Origin of the sequence: Burkholderia sp. BCC1638 (assembly GCF_902833195.1) — a bacterium.
Taxonomy (GTDB): Bacteria; Pseudomonadota; Gammaproteobacteria; order Burkholderiales; family Burkholderiaceae; genus Burkholderia; species Burkholderia diffusa.
The window spans coordinates 62,884-79,734 of sequence record NZ_CADFEC010000023.1 but is presented as its reverse complement, the minus strand read 5'-3'; the positions used below and the strand labels follow the sequence as shown (position 1 = coordinate 79,734).

Genomic DNA, 16,851 nt, shown 5'->3' with positions numbered 1-16,851 from the left:
AATGACGCGAATCGATTTCCATTCGAACGTCGGCGATTCGCTCGCGTACGCATGCCGGCTGCTGCGCAAGGCCTACCTGGCCGGGCAGCCGGTCGTCGTGCTGGCGGAACCCGCGCGCCTGCGCGCGCTCGACGAGCGGCTCTGGACGTTCTCGCCGCTCGATTTCATTCCGCACTGCGGCGTCGACAGCGCGCACGCGGCCGGCACGCCGATCGTGCTGACCGCTGATCTCGACCAGGCGCCGCATCACCACGTGCTGCTGAACCTCGGCGCGGCCGTGCCCGCGCAGTTCGCCCGCTTCGAGCGCCTGCTCGAGGTGGTCGGCAATGCGCCGGACGAGCTGGCCGCGGGCCGCGATCGCTATCGCTTCTACCGCGATCGCGGATACGCGCTGAACAACTACAAGCAAGGCAGCTAGCCGAAACCGTCGACGGAGCGTCCCCGTGACACAAGCCGATTCCTCTTCGATCCCGACGCTGACCGACGTGCTGGTGCCGGGCAAGCCGGTGCCGGCGCGTTCGTCCGCGACCGATGCGCAGCCGCGCGACGATGCCGCCGCGCCGGAACACGCGGAAACCGACCCCGAATTCGTGGTGGTTGAGCCGGTGCCGACGCCGGACGTCACGGCCGTCGAACTGCCGGGCGACAGCGATGCGCCGGCGCAACCCGGTGCCGCCGGGCACGTCGTCGCCGAGGAGTCGGCTGCGGCGCAGGCGCCGTTGCGCTCCGCGCTGGCCGAGGGCGAGGGGCAGCAGGCCGGCGCCGCCGCGATGCCGCGCGACGCCGGCGAAGCGATGCCGTCTCACGCGGTCGCACCGGCTGCCGACGAACTGGCCACTGATCATCTGGCTCGCGCAGTGCCCCCGGAGTCGCATGCGGCCGCCGCGCTGACGCCGGAGGACGCGCAACATATCGCCGAGCGTCTGCGCAATCGGCTGACGAATTATCTGACCGGGGAAGGACGCGAGGCCATCGAGGCACGCTGCCGCGACGCGCTGCACGACCATACGGCCTGGCTGGTCGGCCAGATCACGCGCGAAGTGGCGCTGGCGCTCGAAACCGAAGTGATGGAATGGGTTCGCGACGCGGTCGACGAAGAGATCGCTCGCCGCCGGATCGGACGTTCAGCCTGAGCGCACGGCGCGTTTCGTGCGCGGGTGCCGCGGGCGCGGCTCCTGTCGCAACGAGAAGCATGGCGCGCGTGCACGCGCCCGGTCATTCGGTTCAGCGCAGCGACAGCACCCATTGCGCGAGCGTATGCGCTTCGCCGCTCGTCAGTTGCGTATTGGCGGGCATCGGCACGCCGCCCCACACCCCGACGCTGCCTTTCACGATCGATTGCGCGAGGTAATCGACGGCGTCGGCACGTGCGGTGTACTTGCCGGCGATGTCATGGAACGACGGGCCCATCAGCGGCTTGCCGACCGCATGGCAGGCCATGCAGTTCTTGCGCTGCGCGAGCACGAGTCCGTCGCCGGCCTGGTCGGCGTGTGCCGCCGCCGCGCTGCCGGTCAGCAGCGCCACGAGCAGCGCACGCGATATCGTCTGTTTCATGCGGTTCTCCGCCGGCGGGAACGGCCGGCTTCACGGTCCGCGCATTATAAAAGCAAAGGGAAAGCGCGTTTTGCGCGTTTTCCCGGCGGCCGTCCGAAATAGGGTCGCATGACCCGCGTGCCGCGTCAGCCGGTGACGGCACCCTTGTTCGCCGGGCGCGCGAGGGCCGCGTACTTGGCGAGCACGCCGCGCGTGTAGCGCGGCGCCGGCTGCTTCCACGCAGCGCGCCGGCGCGCGAGCTCGGCGTCGTCGACGTTCAGCTGCAGCACCAGCCGGTGCGCATCGATCGTGATCGAGTCGCCTTCCTGCACGAGCGCGATCGTGCCGCCGACGAAGGCCTCGGGCGCGACGTGCCCGACCACCATCCCCCAGGTGCCGCCCGAGAAGCGGCCGTCGGTGATGAAGCCGACCGATTCGCCGAGCCCCTTGCCGATGATCGCCGACGTCGGTGCGAGCATTTCCGGCATGCCGGGGCCGCCCTGCGGGCCGAGATAGCGCAGCACCAGCACGTCGCCCGCGCGGATCCGGTCGCCGAGGATCGCGTCCATCGCGCTTTGCTCGTCGTCGAACACGCGCGCCGGGCCCGTGATCACCGGGTTCTTCAGGCCGGTGATCTTCGCGACCGCGCCGTCTTCCGCGAGGTTGCCCTTCAGGATCGCGAGATGCCCTTCCTTGTACAGCGCGCGATCGATCGGGAAGATCACCTTCTGGTCCGCGCGCGGCACGCCCGGCACATCCTTCAGCTCCTCGGCGATCGTGCGGCCTGTGATCGTCATGCAGTCGCCGTGCAGCAGCCCCGCATCGAGCAGGATCCGCAGCACCTGCGGGATGCCGCCGGCCTGGTGCAGGTCGGTCGCGACGTACTGGCCCGACGGCTTCAGGTCGCAGATCACCGGCACGCGCTTGCGGATGCGCTCGAAGTCGTCGATCGTCCAGTCGACCTCGGCCGCATGCGCGATCGCGAGATAGTGCAGCACCGCGTTGGTCGAGCCGCCGGTCGCCATGATCAGCGACACCGCGTTCTCGATCGATGCCTTCGTGATGATGTCGCGCGGCTTCAGGTCGCGCTTCACGGCCTCGACCAGCACGCGCGCCGATTCGGCGGCCGAGTCGACCTTCTCCTGATCGGGGTTCGCCATCGTCGACGAGTACATCAGCGACATGCCGAGCGCCTCGAACGACGAGCTCATCGTGTTCGCGGTGTACATCCCGCCGCACGACCCCGACGTCGGGCACGCGTTCTGCTCGACTCCTTCGAAATCTTCCTGCGACATCCGGCCCGCGGTGAACTCGCCGACCGCCTCGAACGACGACACGATCGTCAGGTCGCGGCCCTTCCAGTGGCCGGGGCGGATCGTGCCGCCGTACACGTAGATGCCCGGCACGTTCAGGCGCGCGAGCGCGATCATCCCGCCGGGCATGTTCTTGTCGCAGCCGCCGACCACCACCACGCCGTCCATCCACTGGCCCTGCACGCAGGTCTCGATGCAGTCGGCGATCACTTCGCGCGACACGAGCGAGTACTTCATGCCCTCGGTGCCCATCGACATGCCGTCCGAGATCGTCGGCGTGCCGAAGATCTGCGGGTTCGCATCGGCCGCCTTCACCGCCGCGACGGCCGCGTCCGACAGCCGCTGCAGGCCCGAGTTGCACGGCGTGATCGTCGAATGGCCGTTCGCGATGCCGATCATCGGCTTGTCGAAATCGTCCTTCTGGTAGCCGAGGGCGTAATACATCGAGCGGTTCGGCGAGCGGGCCACGCCTTGCGTGATGTGCTTCGAGCGACGGTTGTACGGCATGGGGGACTCCATCGTTGTATTGGCGACGCCCGCGAACGGCGCGCCGGTTCGGATCAATCAAGAATGGAGTTTCCGGTTTGGGATGTCCAATATATTATTTGTCGCTTATTAAGTCGTTTTGCGAATGAGTGAAATATGGCTGACCCGACGCCCGATCTGCGCCAGTGGCGCTATTTCGTGACCGTTGCCGACGAGCGCCATTTCGGCCGTGCGGCCGAGCGCCTGTCGATGACGCAGCCGCCGCTGTCGCAAGCGATTCGGGCGCTGGAGGACGCGCTCGGCGTCGCGCTGTTCGCGCGTACCAAGCGCTCGGTCGCGCTGACGGCGGTCGGTGCGGCGCTGCTGCCCGACGTCCGCCGGCTGCTGGCGTCGGCCGACGCGCTGCCGCCGCTCGCGCGGCGTCTCGCGCGCGGCGAAGCCGGCTCGCTGTCGCTCGCGTTCGTGTCGACCGCCGATTACGGGCTGCTGCCGTCGCTGCTGCGCGCGTTCGGCGCACGCTATCCGCAGGTGCGGCTGCAACTCGCGGAGGCGACGAGCGACGTGCAGATCGACGAACTCGTCGCGGGCCGCATCGACGCGGGGCTCGTGATTCCACCGGTACCGCCGCGCCACGCGGCCGGGCTGTCGTACCTGCCGGTCGTGCGCGAGCCGCTGGTGGTCGCGATGCCGGCGGCCGCGGCGCCCGGCGTGCCCGAAGACGAACCCGTGCGTCTGGCCGACCTGGCCGCGCTGCCGCTCGTCATCTTCCCGCGTCGTTTGGCGCCCGGCTTTTATGACATCATTACGGGCTGCTACGGCGCGGCGGGGGAAACCCCGCGCATCGGCCAGGAGGCGATCCAGATGCAGACGATCGTCAGCCTCGTGTCGGCAGGCATGGGCGTCGCACTGGTGCCGCAGTCGTTGCGTAACCTGCGGCGCACCGGCGTGGTCTACCGGCCGCTCGCCGGCGACGCGCCGGTCGTCGAGACGGGCCTCGTGTGGCGCACGGGCGATGTCAGCCCCGTGCTCGCCGGCTTCATCGACGTCGTGCGCGCGCACGGTCTCGCCGCATGATGCGAACGATGGCGCGCCGGCGCCGTCCAATGCGCGGTGCGGCGCCGGTGGGCGCGCCGTACCGCATTCGAAAACTTCATCGCTAACCCATGATCATTCACCCGAATTTCGACCCCGTAGCGATCCATCTCGGGCCGCTGGCCGTGCGCTGGTACGGCCTCATGTATCTCGTCGGCTTCATCGCGGCGATCGTCGTCGGCCGGATCCGCCTGAAGCTGCCGCACGTCGCGGCGCAGGGCTGGACCGCCAAGGACATCGACGACATGATGTTCTACGGCGTGCTCGGCACCGTGCTCGGCGGCCGGCTCGGCTACGTGCTGTTCTACAAGGCCGACTTCTACTTCTCGCATCCGCTCGACGTGTTCAAGGTGTGGGAAGGCGGCATGTCGTTCCACGGCGGCTTTCTCGGCGTGACGCTCGCGATGGCGCTGTTCGCGTGGCAGCGCAAGCGCCACTGGCTGCAGGTCACCGACTTCGTCGCGCCGATGGTGCCGACGGGGCTCGCGGCCGGGCGGCTCGGCAATTTCATCAACGGCGAGCTGTGGGGCCGCGTGACCGATCCGAACGCGCCCTGGGCGATGTTGTTCCCGGGCGCAATGCGCGACGACGCGGCATGGCTGCCGAAGCATCCGGCGCTCGTCGAGCAGTGGCACCTTGCCGACGTGTTCATGCAGTACCAGATGCTGCCGCGCCATCCTTCGCAGCTCTACGAGATCGCGCTCGAAGGCATTGCGCTGTTCTTCGTGCTGTTCGTCTTCTCGCGCAAGCCGCGGCCGATGGGCGCGATATCCGCGCTGTTCCTGATCGGCTACGGGCTCGCGCGCTTCACCGTGGAATTCGCGCGCGAACCGGACGACTTCCTCGGCCTGCTCGCCCTCGGGCTGTCGATGGGGCAGTGGCTGTCGTTGCCGATGATTCTCGCGGGCATCGCGCTGCTGGTGTGGGCGTATCGTCGCCGCGCGGCGAGTGTGGCGGCTTGATGTTGCATGCGTCATGCGGTCGCGTCATGCGCGAGCTGTGTGATGCAGGACGCGTGATGCGATGCGGATGCGCACGATCGGCGTGCGCATCGATTGCAGGATCCCGAACGAAAAACGCCGGCCCGAAGGCCGGCGTCTTCACATCTGCCGCGCGTTGCGGGACGTGCGTTACTTCATCTGCACCGAGCCGTTGACCGTGACCGACACGGTCGCCTTGCCGCCTTCGACCGCGATCGGCGCGCTCATCTTCGCGCTGTCCATCGGTGCCGCGGCCATCGCCATCATGCGCGGGTACGGCTGCATGTTGCGGCTGCCGCCGACGTTCACGTCGCGGATCGAGTAGCTGTTGTAGCCGAAAGCCTTCGCGGCTTCGTCCGCGCGCGCGCGGAACGACTTGATCGCTTCGGTCGTGAGCTTCTGCTCGGCCGCGCGCTGCGCTTCGGGCGACAGCGAGAACTCGACGTTCGCGACCTGCATCTGGTTCGACAGCTGGCCCGCGAGCTTCGACGCCGCCGCGAAATCGCGCGATTCGAGCACGACTTCCGTACGGCCGCGCCATGCGGAGATCTTGCCGTCGCGATCGGTGCTCGGATACACGGAGAACGCGCCGGTGTGCGCGGTGACGCCCGATACGCCCTTCGCCTGCGCGAGCGCCGCGTCGGCGCACTGGTTGAGCGCGGACGTCAGGCTGCCCGGGTCCTTCGCCTGCTGTTCGTAGAACAGCGTGATGTGGATGATGTCTTGCGGCACGTCGGCGCTGGCCTGCGACGACAGCGACAGCACGCCCGCCGGTTCCGGAAAGTGCGGGTTCGCGGTTTGCGCGTGCGCGGCCGGTGACGTGAGCGTCAGCGCGACGGGCACGGCGGCGGCGAGGGCGAGCGACAGCGCGAGTGCGGATTTCTTGGTCATTGTTGGACTCCTTGTGCGAGGGCGCGCATGCGGATCACGCGTGCGCGACGCGGGCGTACCGCGCGACGAAAAAACAGCCGTCGTCCCGATCGGGCGACAGCGGTTGCTTAGGCTGCACGAACGCGCCGCGAGTTCCGTGGCGGCGGCGCGTTGACCGGATTTGACCTTTGGCGTGTGTCTGTTGCGTGGACCGACGCGTGCGCCGACTGTGTGCGCCTACTTCATCAGCTTTTCGGTGATGAAGCGCCACTCGGCGCGCGTGACGGGTGTGATCGACAGCCGGTTGCCGCGCGCGAGCACGCGCATGTCGGCGAGTTCGTCATGCTCGCGCAGCGCGGCGAGCGGCACGAGCGGCGACTTCTTCACGAAGCGCACGTCGACGAGCAGCCAGCGCGGTGATTCCTGCGTCGACTTCGGATCGTAATACGGGCTTTTCGGATCGAACTGGGTGGGGTCGGGGTAGGGCGTCGACGAGACTTCGGCGAGGCCCGCGATGCCCGGCTCGGGGCAGCTCGAGTGATAGAACAGCACGCCGTCGCCGATCTTCATCGTGTCGCGCATGAAATTGCGCGCCTGATAGTTGCGCACACCGGTCCACGGCAGCGAGTGCTGCGGCGCGTGCGCGAGATCGTCAATGCTTGCTTCGTCCGGTTCGGACTTCATGAGCCAGTATTGCATGGATCGTAATCGACGCAGAAAGGGCATGAAGGTCTGTTTGCATGCGCGTTTCGCATGCAAACAGACCCTGAAAAAGGAAACGGCATCGGGGTTCCCCGATGCCGTTGGATAGGCCCCCGCCTTGGCCGCTAGGCCGGCATCCTGAACCTGAGGTTCAGAATTGGTCGCAGTTAGCAGCACTTCGGGTACATCAGACAGAGTGACGCGCGCGCCCGTGCTACAAATTTCCGCAACCGTGCACATGGCATTGGTTCAAGGAATATATGACCTTGGCGAACCAGGCAGGGAAGCTGACTGAACTGTGTTTCGTTGCGCCAATTTGACCACCGTTGATCGCCGAGATCAAGGGGAATCGACGCATCGATCAAACGTTACTGCGTCTCGTGCTGTGCGAGCACCGCGCCGAGCTGTTCGTTCATCTGGTGCATTGTACGACGGATTTCTTCCGCCGGAAATGCTTCACCGTGACGCACGCTCGTTTGCAGTCGCAGCAATTCGGAAGCGAGCGACAGGGCCGCCATCACCGCGATACGGTCGGTGCCGCGCACCGAACTGTTCGCGCGGATCTTCGACATTTCGGCGTCGACGCGTGCGACGGCCTCGAGCAGCGCCGCTTCGGTCTCGGCCGAACAGGCGAGCCGATAGGGCTGACCGAGAATCGAGACTTCGATCTGCTTGGTGCTCATGCATGTTCTCCGTGGCTGGCCGCGTCGTCGCCATCCGTGCGCGCCTGCGCATCCAGCAGGTCGAGCTGGTTGTCGGCTTGCTCCGCGCTCTTCGTGCGCGGCAGTTTTTCGAGAATCGCGTTCAGTTTGACCTGGGCGTCATCGATCTTTGCCGACAGCGTGTCGCGCTCGGCCGCGAGCGCGTTGCGTTCGTCGCGCAGTTGCGCGAGTTCCGCGCGGACCGTGTCCGCTTCCGCGCGCATTTGCGCGACTTGCTCCTCGAGCGCGAGCCGTTCCGAGTGATAGCGCTTGTTCAGCGAGATCAGACGGCCAATATTTTGAGATAAGGTTTCGAGTTCGTTGAGCATTTGCTGCGTCCTCTAAAGACCCAGCATTTTAGCGCGGAATAACGCGCATTCCGACATCTGTAACGTTTCCAGTCGTAACACCCCGGCTTCTTGCCGCGAATACGCGGCTGCGGCGCGTTCGCCGCGCGCTCCCGGCATACGTTCGGCCGCTTTCTTGACGCTCGCGCGACCCGCTCCTAAACTGGCGCCGCCTCGGTGCTCGCGCGTGCGTCGCGCGGTTAAACGGGAAGCAGGGCGCGCGCTCCGCATGGAGATCGCCAACCTGCGCTGCCCCCGCAACGGTAAGCGGCCGCGTCGGACGACGCAGGCCGGCTCGGGCGCGTTTCGCGTGCAGGTCGCACGCGGGCGCGGGCCACTGCGCGTGATTCGCGCGGGAAGGCGAGCCGGTACGCCGCCAGCCCGGATACCGGCCGAGGCGAGGAGCCTGCACGGCTTCATGACGCGCGGCCTGCGGGGAAGCGGGGCGCGCAGTGCTTCACGGGACTTGTCTTCGATGCTGACCCCAATCGTCCGCACGGCCTCTGGCGCACGTCGCGGCGTGCCGCATCCCGCCGTCGTGCGCATCGCGGCGGCGGCTGGCTCGCCCGGATCGACGACGCAGGTCGTTGCGGCGCCGGGACCTGTCGCGCGGCGCGCCGACGCACCGTTGCCGCCGGAAGTCGCGATCACCGCGCCGATCATGCGTGACGGCGACGCAACCGCGATGCCGATCGACCCGATGCGGCGGCTTCCACTATATTGCGCAGAATGTCGGCCGCACGCAGGTGCGGCTCGATGGGGCGTGGTCGTGTCACGCCGGTGCGACCGACGTTCGGCCGGCCGATCGCTTGCGGGATACGATCGGCGAAACGCGGGAATCGGGGTGCCGTTCGTGGCGCGCGCTATTGTGTGCCATCGGCCGAGCATCGCTCGCTTTGCCGCACACGGGCACGGCATCCGCGCCGCGCGCGCGACGATATCACCGGGTCGCGGGTCGCCCGTGCATGCATCAACAACCTGTTCGACGAGGATGACGAGCTTGCGTATACCTGCCACACGTCGCAGCGCGACGCCGGTGCCGCGCCCGGCCGGCCACGACGGTCAGCGGAAGTATCGTGCGTCGTGCGCGACGCCGTGCGGCGCATGAGCGCCGCGCGTGCCACCGCGATCTGGGCCGCGCTCGCGGCCGTGGTCGCGTTGCTGTTCGTCGCATCGCTGTCGATCGGCAGCGTGCCGATGTCGCCGTGGCAGGCGCTCGCGTCGCTCGTGCCGCACGGCGGCGACGCATTGTTCGCCGACATCGTGCGCACGCTGCGGCTGCCGCGTGCGCTCGCGGGGTTCGCGTGCGGCGCGTTGCTTGCGCTGGCCGGTGCACTGCTGCAGGTGCTGCTGCGCAATCCGCTCGCGGAGCCGTATGTGCTCGGCGTATCCGGCGGCGCGGCCGGCTTCGCGCTCGTCGCGATGATCGCGGGTGGCGCGTGGTGGCTCGTCGATGCATCCGCATTCGCCGGCGCGCTCGTGTCGGTCGCGCTCGTGCTCGGCCTTGCTCGCCGCGAGCTGTGGCGCGGCGACTCGCGCGACGCGTCGCCGCGGCTGCTCCTCACGGGCGTCGTGATCGCGGCCGGGTGGGGCGCGCTCGTCACGCTGCTGCTGTCGCTCGCACCCGATGCGCGCCTGCGCGGCATCATCTTCTGGCTGACGGGCGACCTGAACGGCGTGACGGCGCCGTGGTTCGCATGGGGGGCGCTGCTGGTGGCCGCATGCGTCGCGCTGCCGGCCGCGCCGCAGCTCAACGTGCTGCTGCGCGGCGACGCGACCGCACTCGCGCTTGGCGTGCCGGTCGCGCGAGTTCGCGTGCGGATCTACCTCGTCGCGTCGCTGGCCGCAGCGGCCGCGGTGACGACGGCCGGCACGATCGGTTTCGTCGGCCTCGTCGTGCCGCACGCGCTGCGGCTCGCGTTCGGCAACGACCAGCGCATGCTGCTGCCGGCCGCGATGCTCGCGGGCGGCGGCGGAGTGATGGCCGCCGACCTGCTCGCGCGCACCGCGATCGCGCCCGCGCAATTGCCGGTCGGCGTGATGACCGCGTTGATCGGCGTGCCGGTGTTCCTGTGGATGTTGCTGAGGAGACCGATGCGATGACGCACGCAGCACCGCACACTGCCGGCGAAATGACCTATGCGGCGATCGACCTCACGCTGACGGCCGGCGAACGGACGCTGCTCGACGGCTTCACGCAGGCGTTCCGTCCCGGCGAGATCTGGTGTGTCGCGGGGCCGAACGGCGCAGGCAAGACGACGCTGCTCGCGACGCTCGCGGGCCTGCAGCGACCGGCCGGCGGCCACGTCGAGATCGACGGCCGGCCGCTCGCCGCATGGCCGCCCGAACAGCTCGCACGGCGCCGCGCACTGATGCCGCAGCAATTGCACGACGCGTTCAGCGCGACGGTATTCGACACGGTGCTGCTCAACCGCTTTCCGTATCTCGGCGGCTGGGGCTGGGAGCGCGACGGCGACCGCGCGGCCGCGCGCGACGCGCTCGCGACGTTCGGGCTGACCGCACTCGCGTCGCGCGACGTGCTGTCGCTGTCGGGCGGCGAGCGGCAGCGCGTCGCGCTGGCCGCGACGCTGTGCCAGGACGCGCCGCTGATGCTGCTCGACGAACCGCTCGCCCACCTTGACCTGCATCACCAGATCGATGGCCTGACCGCGCTGAGCGCATGGCTCGACGCGGGGCCGCGCACGGTGCTGTTCTCATGCCACGATCTGAATCTCGCGCGGCGTTACGCAACGCACGCGCTGTTGCTCGACGGCCGCGGCCATGCGTGGGCGGGCCCCGTGCACGACGTGCTGACGCCGGCGCGTGCGAGCGACGCGTTCGGCTATCCGCTCGTGCTGATCCGCGAGAACGGCCGCGACGCGCTGCTGCCCGCGTGGCCCGAGCGACGATGAACTTCCTTCTTTCGATGCGCGGCACCGGCCGCGCCAACGAGGCAACCTTCCGATGACGAATCCGACCGACTTCCCGCCCGCGATCGCGCCGCTCGACGAGACGCTGCGCAAGCGCCTGCAGCATGTGATCGATCACAAGACCAAGCCGCCCGGCAGTCTCGGCCAGCTCGAGGCGCTCGCGCTGCAGGTCGGCCTGATCCAGCGCACCGAGAAGCCGCACGTACAGCGTCCGGTGACGATCGTGTTCGCGGGCGACCACGGGATCTCGGCCGAGGGCGTGAGCCCGTATCCGCAGGCGGTCACCGCGCAGATGGTCGCGAACTTCCTGGCCGGCGGCGCGGCGATCAACGCGTTCTCGGGCGTCGCGCAGAGCGTGCTCGAGATCGTCGATGCGGGCGTCGCGTCACCGTTGCCGGTGTCCGACCGGCTCGTGTCGCTGCCCGTCGCGCGCGGTACGCGAAACTTCGCGGCCGAACCGGCGATGACGCCCGACGAGGCGCAGACGGCGCTCGCCGCCGGTGCGGCGCGCGTGCGCCTGCACGCCTCGCTCGGCACGAACGTGATCGGCTTCGGCGAAATGGGGATCGCGAACACGTCATCGGCCGCATGCCTGATGAGCCGTCTGCTCGACGTGCCGATCGACGCGTGCGTCGGGCGCGGCACGGGCCTCGACGACCAGGGGCTCGCGCACAAGCGCGCGGTGCTCGGCCGCGCGCTCGTCCGGCATTCGCATGCGATCGCGCCGCTCGATGTGCTGGCGACGTTCGGTGGTTTCGAGATCGCGATGATGACGGGCGCGTATCTCGCGGCCGCGAGCGAGCGGATGACGATCCTCGTCGACGGCTTCATCGCCACGGCCGCGCTGCTGGTCGCCGAGCGCATCGCGCCCGGCGTGCGCGACTACTGCGTGTTCTCGCATGCGTCGCACGAGGCCGGGCACCGGCGCATGCTCGAGCATTTCGGCGCGAAGCCGCTGCTCGCGCTCGACCTGCGCCTCGGCGAAGGCACGGGCGCCGCGCTCGCGCTGCCGCTGGTGCGCGCGGCGGTCGCGTTCCTTACCGAGATGGCGAGCTTCGAATCCGCGGGCGTCGACAATCGTGACGCCTGAGCGCGCGAACGGTATACGCGCCGAACTGCGCTATTTCTTCGTCGCGCTCGGCTATTTCACGCGCGTGCCGGTGCCGCGCGCGATCGGCTACGCCGCCGGCGATCTCGACCAGGCCGCACGTTACTTCCCGCTGGTCGGCGCGTGCGTCGGCGCGTGGGGCGCGCTCGTCTATCTCGCGGCACTGCGCGTGTTGCCCGCGTCGATCGCGGTCGGACTGTCGATGGCCGCGACGCTGCTTGCGACGGGCGCGTTCCACGAGGATGGCCTGGCCGACAGCTGCGATGCGTTCGGCGGCGGCTACGCGCGAGACGACGTGCTGCGCATCATGCACGATTCGCGAATCGGCACGTTCGGCGCGGTCGCGCTCGTGATCGCGCTCGGCCTGAAATGGCAGGCGCTCGCGGCCATGCCGCCGCTGCGCGCCGCGTGGACGATGATCGCCGCGCATGCGGCGAGCCGCGCGGGGGCTGTGAGCCTGCTGATGTCGCTCGACTATGTCCGGCCGGAAGGCAAGGCAAAACCGGTCGCGCAACGCATGGGCGCACGCGCGGCCTGGATCGCGGCCGCATTCGGGCTGCCGTGGCTGTTCTGGCCGGACTGGCGCGCGGGCCTCGCGGCGCTCGTCGCGCTCGCGCTCGTGCGCGCATGGGCGGCCCGCTATTTCGTAAAGCGGATCGGCGGGTATACGGGCGACTGCCTCGGCTTCGCGCAGCAGTTGAGCGAACTGGCGATCTATCTCGTGGTGCTCGGATGGATCTCGTCCTGATTCGCCATCCGGCCGTCGATGTCGAACCGGGCGTTTGCTACGGACGCAGCGACGTGCCGCTCGCCGCATCGGCCGAGGCGGGGGCGCGGGCCGTGCGTGAGCGTCTGGCGGCGCTCGGGGCGCCGTTGCCCGGGCAGGTCTGGACGAGCCCGCTGACGCGTTGCGCGTCGGTCGCCGAGCGGCTCGCGCAGGCGTTCGACGTGCCGCTGCGGCGTGACGCGGGCTGGCAGGAAATGGACTTCGGCGCGTGGGAGCTGCGGCGCTGGGACGATATCGACCGCGCGGCGCTCGATGCGTGGGCGGCCGACCTGATGCATGCGTGCGCGCATGGCGGCGAAAGCGTCGCGCGGTTCGCCGCGCGCGTCGCACGGACTGCGGACGCGGTCGCGCGGACCGACGCGCCGCAATGGGCGCTCACGCACGCAGGCGTGATTCGCGCATTCGCGTCGCATGCGTTGCGCGTGCCGCTCGATACGCTGTTGTCGCGGCCGGTACCGGCGGGCGGCGTCGTCTGGTTGCGGACGGAGGACGCCGCCCGCACATGGGACGTCGTCCACTGGGACGCTTAGGCGACCGCTTGCTCGTCTGACGTGCGGAAGGGCATCGAAGCCCGAAATCAGCGCGCCGGCCGCCGCGCTCGCGCGGCGTCGAGATCCTCGCACAATGCGGCCGCGCCTTGCGCGATCCGCGGCGATGGCCGGGTCAGCAGATCGCCGTCGATCGCGAACAGGTTGTTGCGCGCTACGGCCGTCAGCGCGGGCCATGCACGCCAGCGCGCGAGGCTCGGCAGCGGTGCGTCCGAACGTGTCGCGCCGGCACTCGTCGTCACGATCGCTTCCGGATTCGCCGCGAGCACGGCTTCGTCGGTGACGGTCGGTGCGAGTGGTTTCAGCGCCGCGAACACGTTGCGGCCGCCGCACAGCGAGATGACTTCGTTGAACAGATGCGCGCCGTTGAGCGTCGTCAGCGGGCGGTCCCATACCTGGAAGAACATCGTGACCGGCGGGCGTGCCGCGTAACGCGCGCGCAGCGCCGCGATGTCGCGCGAGAACGATGCCGCGGCCGCGTCGGCGGCTGGCTCGGTGCCGAGCAGCGTGCCGAGCCGGCGCAGCGACGTGGTCACGTCGTCGAGATGTTTCGGTTCACTGAAGAACAGCGGAATGTGCAGCGCACGCAGCGCATCGGTTTGCCGCTCGGCGTTGCCGTGTCGCCAGACGACGATCAGGTCGGGCTTCAGCGCGGCGATTCGCTCGAGGTCGAGCGCCTTGTTGTCGCCGACACGCGGCACGGCCTGCGCGGCGGGCGGGTAGTCGCTGTACGTGACCGTGCCGACCAGTTTCGCACCGCCGCCGGCCGCGTAGACCAGCTCGGTCGCATGCGGCGCGAGGCTGATCACGCGTTGCGCCAGTGCGGGCAGCGTGACGGTATTGCCGGCATCGTCGCGGGTCGTTACGTCGGCGCGAGCGAAGGGCGCGTGCGCGAGCGCGATCAGCGACGCGAGGGCCGGCAGCCGGCGGAGCAGGCAGGCGGTCATGCGGATGCCTGTGGCAGCGTCGGGACACACTGCGAGAGTGCGTCGGCGAAGCGCCGCCATTCGGCTTCGTTGCCCGGCAGGCCGACGCGCACGCTCGACGGTCGTGCAAAGTATCGCGTCCAGATCCCGTGCGCGGCGAGCGCCGCGTGCAGCGCGGCGGCGCGCGGGTCGTCGGTCCAGCTGAACAGCGGCGTCGCGTGCACCGCGAAGCCGTGCATGCGCAGCAGCGCGGCGAGGCGTTCGCCGTCGGCCGCGAGCCGCATGCGCGCGGCGGTCTGCCATGCGTGGTCGGCGAATGCGGCGGCGACCGCGTGACGCGCGGGGCCGCTGACGGTCCACGCGCCGAGCATGTCGCGCAGCGCGGCGACCAGCTCGGGACGGGCGAGCACGAAGCCGGCTCGAATGCCGGCGAGTCCGAAGAACTTGCCGACCGAGCGCAGCACGACGAGGCCCGGACGATCGGTGAACTGCGCGAGCGACGGCGTGGCGCCCGTATCCGCGAATGCCTCGTCGACGATCAGCGTGCCGCCGCGTGCCGACAGCTGCGCATGCCAGCCGAGCAGCCGTTCGGTCGGAACGAATTCGGCGGTCGGATTATTCGGATTCCCGACGATGACGTGACGCAGCGACGCGGGCAGCACGTCCGAACCGATGTCGAGCGCGACGACGCGATGACCGTGGCGCGCGAATGCAGGGGCGTATTCGCCGTACGCGAGCGCGGCGACACCGGCGTCGCCGGTCGGCAGCAGCGCGGGCAACGCGCGGATCGCGGCCTGGCTGCCGGCGACCGGCAGCACGTGCGCGGCATCGGGAGCGTGGTAGTAGCCGGACGCGCATGCGGCGAGCGTATCGCCGTCGTCGGGCAGCCGGCGCCATGCGTCGGCCGGGACCGGCGGCACTGGATAGCCGACCGGATTGATGCCGGTCGACAGGTCGAGCCACGCGTCGTACGGAATGCCGTGGCGGCGCGCGGCTTCGTGCAGGTTGCCGCCGTGCGGGATGCGTGCGTCAGACATGATGGGTAGCGAGGATGAGTGCGCCGCCCGCGACGAGCAGCGCGAGCCACAGCGCGAGCGTGCGCGTGACGAGCGACAGCGCGGCGACGACGTGCACGGCCGTCGCCGGCGCGCCGGTGCCGAGCGCGGGACGGTCTTCGATTTCGCCGTGATAGACGGCCGGGCCGCCGAGCTGCACGTTCAGGCTGCCGGCGCCCGCGGCCATCACGGGGCCCGCGTTCGGGCTGTCCCAGTGGCGCGCCTGCGTGCGCCAGCAGCGCCATGCTGCGGCCGTGTCGCCGAGCAGCGCGTAGCTCGTGGCGGTGAGGCGCGCGGGAATCCAGTTGAGCGCGTCGTCGAGGCGCGCGGCGGCCCAGCCGAACGTCAGGAAGCGCGGCGTGCGGTAGCCCCACATCGCGTCGAGCGTGTTCGCGAGCCGAAACAGCAGCGCGCCGGGGCCGCCCGCGACGACGAACCAGAAGAGCGCGCCGAAGATCGCGTCGTTGCCATTCTCGAGCGCCGATTCGACGGCCGCGCGCGACAGCGCGCCTTCGTCGGCTTCGCTCGTGTCGCGCGATACGATGCGTGCGGTCAGCGCGCGTGCGGCGTCGAGGTCGTGCCGCAGCAGCGCGGCGGCGATCGGTGCGACGTGGTCGGCGAGGCTTTTCGCGCCGAGCGCGAACCACAGCAGCGCGACGTGCAGCGCGGCCGCGAGCGGCCAGGGCAGCACGGCCGCGAGCCACGCGGCGACGGCCACCGGCGGCACCACCGCCGCGAGCCAGGCGGCGACGCCGACCATGCGGCCGCGCCGGCCCGTGTTCAGCGCGCCTTCGATGCGCGCGGCGAGCCTGCCGAACGCGACGAGCGGATGCCAGCCGGCCGGTTCGCCGACGATGCGATCGACGATCGCGGCCGCGACCGCGAGCATCGCGACGACCGGCAGCGACAGCATCAGCATGACGGGGCTCCGGCCTTGAGTTCGAGCGGCAGCCCGGCGACCAGCAGCGTCACGCGCGTCGCGAGCGCGGCGATGCGCTGGTTCAGGCGCCCGAGTTCGTCGACGTAGCGGCGCGTGACCGACCCGAGCGGCACGACGCCGAGCCCGATTTCGTTGCTGACGACGATCACCTTCGCGCGCGCACCGCGCAACGCGTGCTCGAGCCGCTCGACCTGCGCAGCATACTGCGCGTCGTCGAGCGGTTCGCCGTCCAGCGGGCACAGCAGGTTCGTGAGCCACAGCGTCAGGCAGTCGACGAGCAGGCACGCGCGCGGATCGTCGAGCCGCGCGAGCGTGCCGGCGAGGTCGACGGGCGCGTCGGCGAAGCCCCAGTCGGCCGGCCGGCGCGCGCGGTGATGCGCGATGCGCCGTTCGAATTCGGCATCGGCGGCCGTCGCGGCCGCGGTCGCGATATAGGTGACGGGGCGGCCGCTGTCGGCGGCGAGCCGCTCGGCGTGCGCGCTCTTGCCCGAGCGCGCGCCGCCGAGGACGAAAGTGAGGTCGTGCGGAATCAT

The 16,851-nt window shown here is 69.8% G+C and carries 19 protein-coding genes, 1 other RNA gene and 1 riboswitch; of the genes, 9 read left to right on the top strand and 11 right to left on the bottom strand.

Going from position 1 to position 16,851, the window contains the following annotated elements; all coding sequences use genetic code 11:
- Position 1 precedes the first annotated feature (1 nt).
- Positions 2-418, top strand: a complete 417-nt coding sequence (locus HWX22_RS23625) for a DNA polymerase III subunit chi (protein WP_059527631.1) — start codon at positions 2-4, stop codon at positions 416-418.
- 25 nt (positions 419-443) lie between these two features.
- On the top strand, positions 444-1,133 hold the full coding sequence (locus HWX22_RS23620) for a DUF2486 family protein (protein ID WP_175916503.1): 690 nt from the start codon (positions 444-446) through the stop codon (positions 1,131-1,133).
- A 91-nt stretch (positions 1,134-1,224) separates the two neighbouring features.
- Here HWX22_RS23620 and HWX22_RS23615 read toward each other — a convergent pair whose 3' ends face one another.
- Positions 1,225-1,554 (bottom strand): c-type cytochrome, encoded by a 330-nt coding sequence (locus HWX22_RS23615; protein ID WP_059692234.1) that lies wholly within the window; start codon positions 1,552-1,554, stop codon positions 1,225-1,227.
- Positions 1,555-1,679: 125 nt separating this feature from the next.
- The gene (gene ilvD, locus HWX22_RS23610; RefSeq protein ID WP_059820244.1) at positions 1,680-3,353 is read right to left on the bottom strand and encodes a dihydroxy-acid dehydratase; all 1,674 of its coding nucleotides are present in this window, start codon (positions 3,351-3,353) and stop codon (positions 1,680-1,682) included.
- Positions 3,354-3,488: 135 nt separating this feature from the next.
- Between ilvD and HWX22_RS23605 the strand changes: the two genes are divergently transcribed.
- Together HWX22_RS23605 and lgt are read left to right on the top strand one after the other, a co-directional pair.
- A complete protein-coding gene (locus HWX22_RS23605) occupies positions 3,489-4,406 on the top strand; it encodes a LysR substrate-binding domain-containing protein (RefSeq protein ID WP_175916502.1) in 918 nt (305 codons plus the stop codon).
- An 89-nt stretch (positions 4,407-4,495) separates the two neighbouring features.
- On the top strand, positions 4,496-5,386 hold the full coding sequence (lgt, locus tag HWX22_RS23600) for a prolipoprotein diacylglyceryl transferase (protein ID WP_059820246.1): 891 nt from the start codon (positions 4,496-4,498) through the stop codon (positions 5,384-5,386).
- A gap of 168 nt (positions 5,387-5,554) precedes the next feature.
- Here lgt and HWX22_RS23595 read toward each other — a convergent pair whose 3' ends face one another.
- The 5 genes from HWX22_RS23595 to HWX22_RS23575 all read right to left on the bottom strand — a co-directional run bounded on the left by HWX22_RS23595 (position 5,555) and on the right by HWX22_RS23575 (position 8,006).
- Positions 5,555-6,295, bottom strand: coding sequence for an SIMPL domain-containing protein (locus HWX22_RS23595; protein ID WP_175916501.1), 741 nt, complete (start codon positions 6,293-6,295; stop codon positions 5,555-5,557).
- A gap of 216 nt (positions 6,296-6,511) precedes the next feature.
- Positions 6,512-6,973: an EVE domain-containing protein gene (locus HWX22_RS23590; protein ID WP_059527611.1), complete on the bottom strand. Its 462-nt coding sequence runs from the start codon at positions 6,971-6,973 to the stop codon at positions 6,512-6,514.
- Positions 6,974-7,082: 109 nt separating this feature from the next.
- Positions 7,083-7,264: non-coding RNA, 6S RNA (gene ssrS / locus HWX22_RS23585), on the bottom strand.
- Between the two features lie 80 nt (positions 7,265-7,344).
- Positions 7,345-7,659, bottom strand: a complete 315-nt coding sequence (locus tag HWX22_RS23580; protein ID WP_011885730.1) for a cell division protein ZapA — start codon at positions 7,657-7,659, stop codon at positions 7,345-7,347.
- A complete protein-coding gene (locus HWX22_RS23575) occupies positions 7,656-8,006 on the bottom strand; it encodes a hypothetical protein (protein ID WP_059527607.1) in 351 nt (116 codons plus the stop codon). The genes HWX22_RS23580 and HWX22_RS23575 overlap by 4 nt, the downstream gene beginning before the upstream one ends.
- Positions 8,007-8,182: 176 nt before the next feature.
- Positions 8,183-8,436, top strand: a riboswitch (cobalamin riboswitch).
- A gap of 692 nt (positions 8,437-9,128) precedes the next feature.
- Between HWX22_RS23575 and HWX22_RS23570 the strand changes: the two genes are divergently transcribed.
- From HWX22_RS23570 to cobC, 5 genes are read left to right on the top strand one after another with little or no spacing between them, the layout of a single operon-like run.
- Positions 9,129-10,127, top strand: a complete 999-nt coding sequence (locus HWX22_RS23570; protein ID WP_059820291.1) for an iron ABC transporter permease — start codon at positions 9,129-9,131, stop codon at positions 10,125-10,127.
- Positions 10,124-10,936 (top strand): ABC transporter ATP-binding protein, encoded by an 813-nt coding sequence (locus HWX22_RS23565; protein WP_175916500.1) that lies wholly within the window; start codon positions 10,124-10,126, stop codon positions 10,934-10,936. Before HWX22_RS23570 ends, HWX22_RS23565 begins: the two co-directional genes overlap by 4 nt.
- A 52-nt stretch (positions 10,937-10,988) precedes the next feature.
- Positions 10,989-12,044, top strand: a complete 1,056-nt coding sequence (cobT, locus tag HWX22_RS23560; RefSeq protein WP_175916499.1) for a nicotinate-nucleotide--dimethylbenzimidazole phosphoribosyltransferase — start codon at positions 10,989-10,991, stop codon at positions 12,042-12,044.
- On the top strand, positions 12,034-12,810 hold the full coding sequence (locus HWX22_RS23555; protein WP_059692241.1) for an adenosylcobinamide-GDP ribazoletransferase: 777 nt from the start codon (positions 12,034-12,036) through the stop codon (positions 12,808-12,810). Before cobT ends, HWX22_RS23555 begins: the two co-directional genes overlap by 11 nt.
- Positions 12,795-13,379 (top strand): alpha-ribazole phosphatase, encoded by a 585-nt coding sequence (gene cobC, locus HWX22_RS23550; protein WP_175916498.1) that lies wholly within the window; start codon positions 12,795-12,797, stop codon positions 13,377-13,379. The genes HWX22_RS23555 and cobC overlap by 16 nt, the downstream gene beginning before the upstream one ends.
- 47 nt (positions 13,380-13,426) lie before the next feature.
- On the opposite strand, the gene HWX22_RS23545 is transcribed toward cobC, so the two are convergent.
- The 4 genes from HWX22_RS23545 to cobU are packed head-to-tail and all read right to left on the bottom strand — an operon-like array spanning position 13,427 to position 16,851.
- Entirely contained in the window at positions 13,427-14,344 is a 918-nt protein-coding gene (locus HWX22_RS23545; protein WP_175916497.1) for a cobalamin-binding protein, read from the bottom strand.
- Positions 14,341-15,360 carry a threonine-phosphate decarboxylase CobD gene (gene cobD, locus HWX22_RS23540; RefSeq protein ID WP_175916496.1) on the bottom strand — a complete coding sequence of 340 codons (1,020 nt, stop codon included), beginning with the start codon at positions 15,358-15,360 and terminating at the stop codon, positions 14,341-14,343. The genes HWX22_RS23545 and cobD overlap by 4 nt, the downstream gene beginning before the upstream one ends.
- Positions 15,353-16,297, bottom strand: a complete 945-nt coding sequence (gene cbiB, locus HWX22_RS23535; RefSeq protein WP_175916495.1) for an adenosylcobinamide-phosphate synthase CbiB — start codon at positions 16,295-16,297, stop codon at positions 15,353-15,355. Before cbiB ends, cobD begins: the two co-directional genes overlap by 8 nt.
- Positions 16,291-16,851 carry a bifunctional adenosylcobinamide kinase/adenosylcobinamide-phosphate guanylyltransferase gene (gene cobU, locus HWX22_RS23530; protein WP_059528305.1) on the bottom strand — a complete coding sequence of 187 codons (561 nt, stop codon included), beginning with the start codon at positions 16,849-16,851 and terminating at the stop codon, positions 16,291-16,293. The genes cbiB and cobU overlap by 7 nt, the downstream gene beginning before the upstream one ends.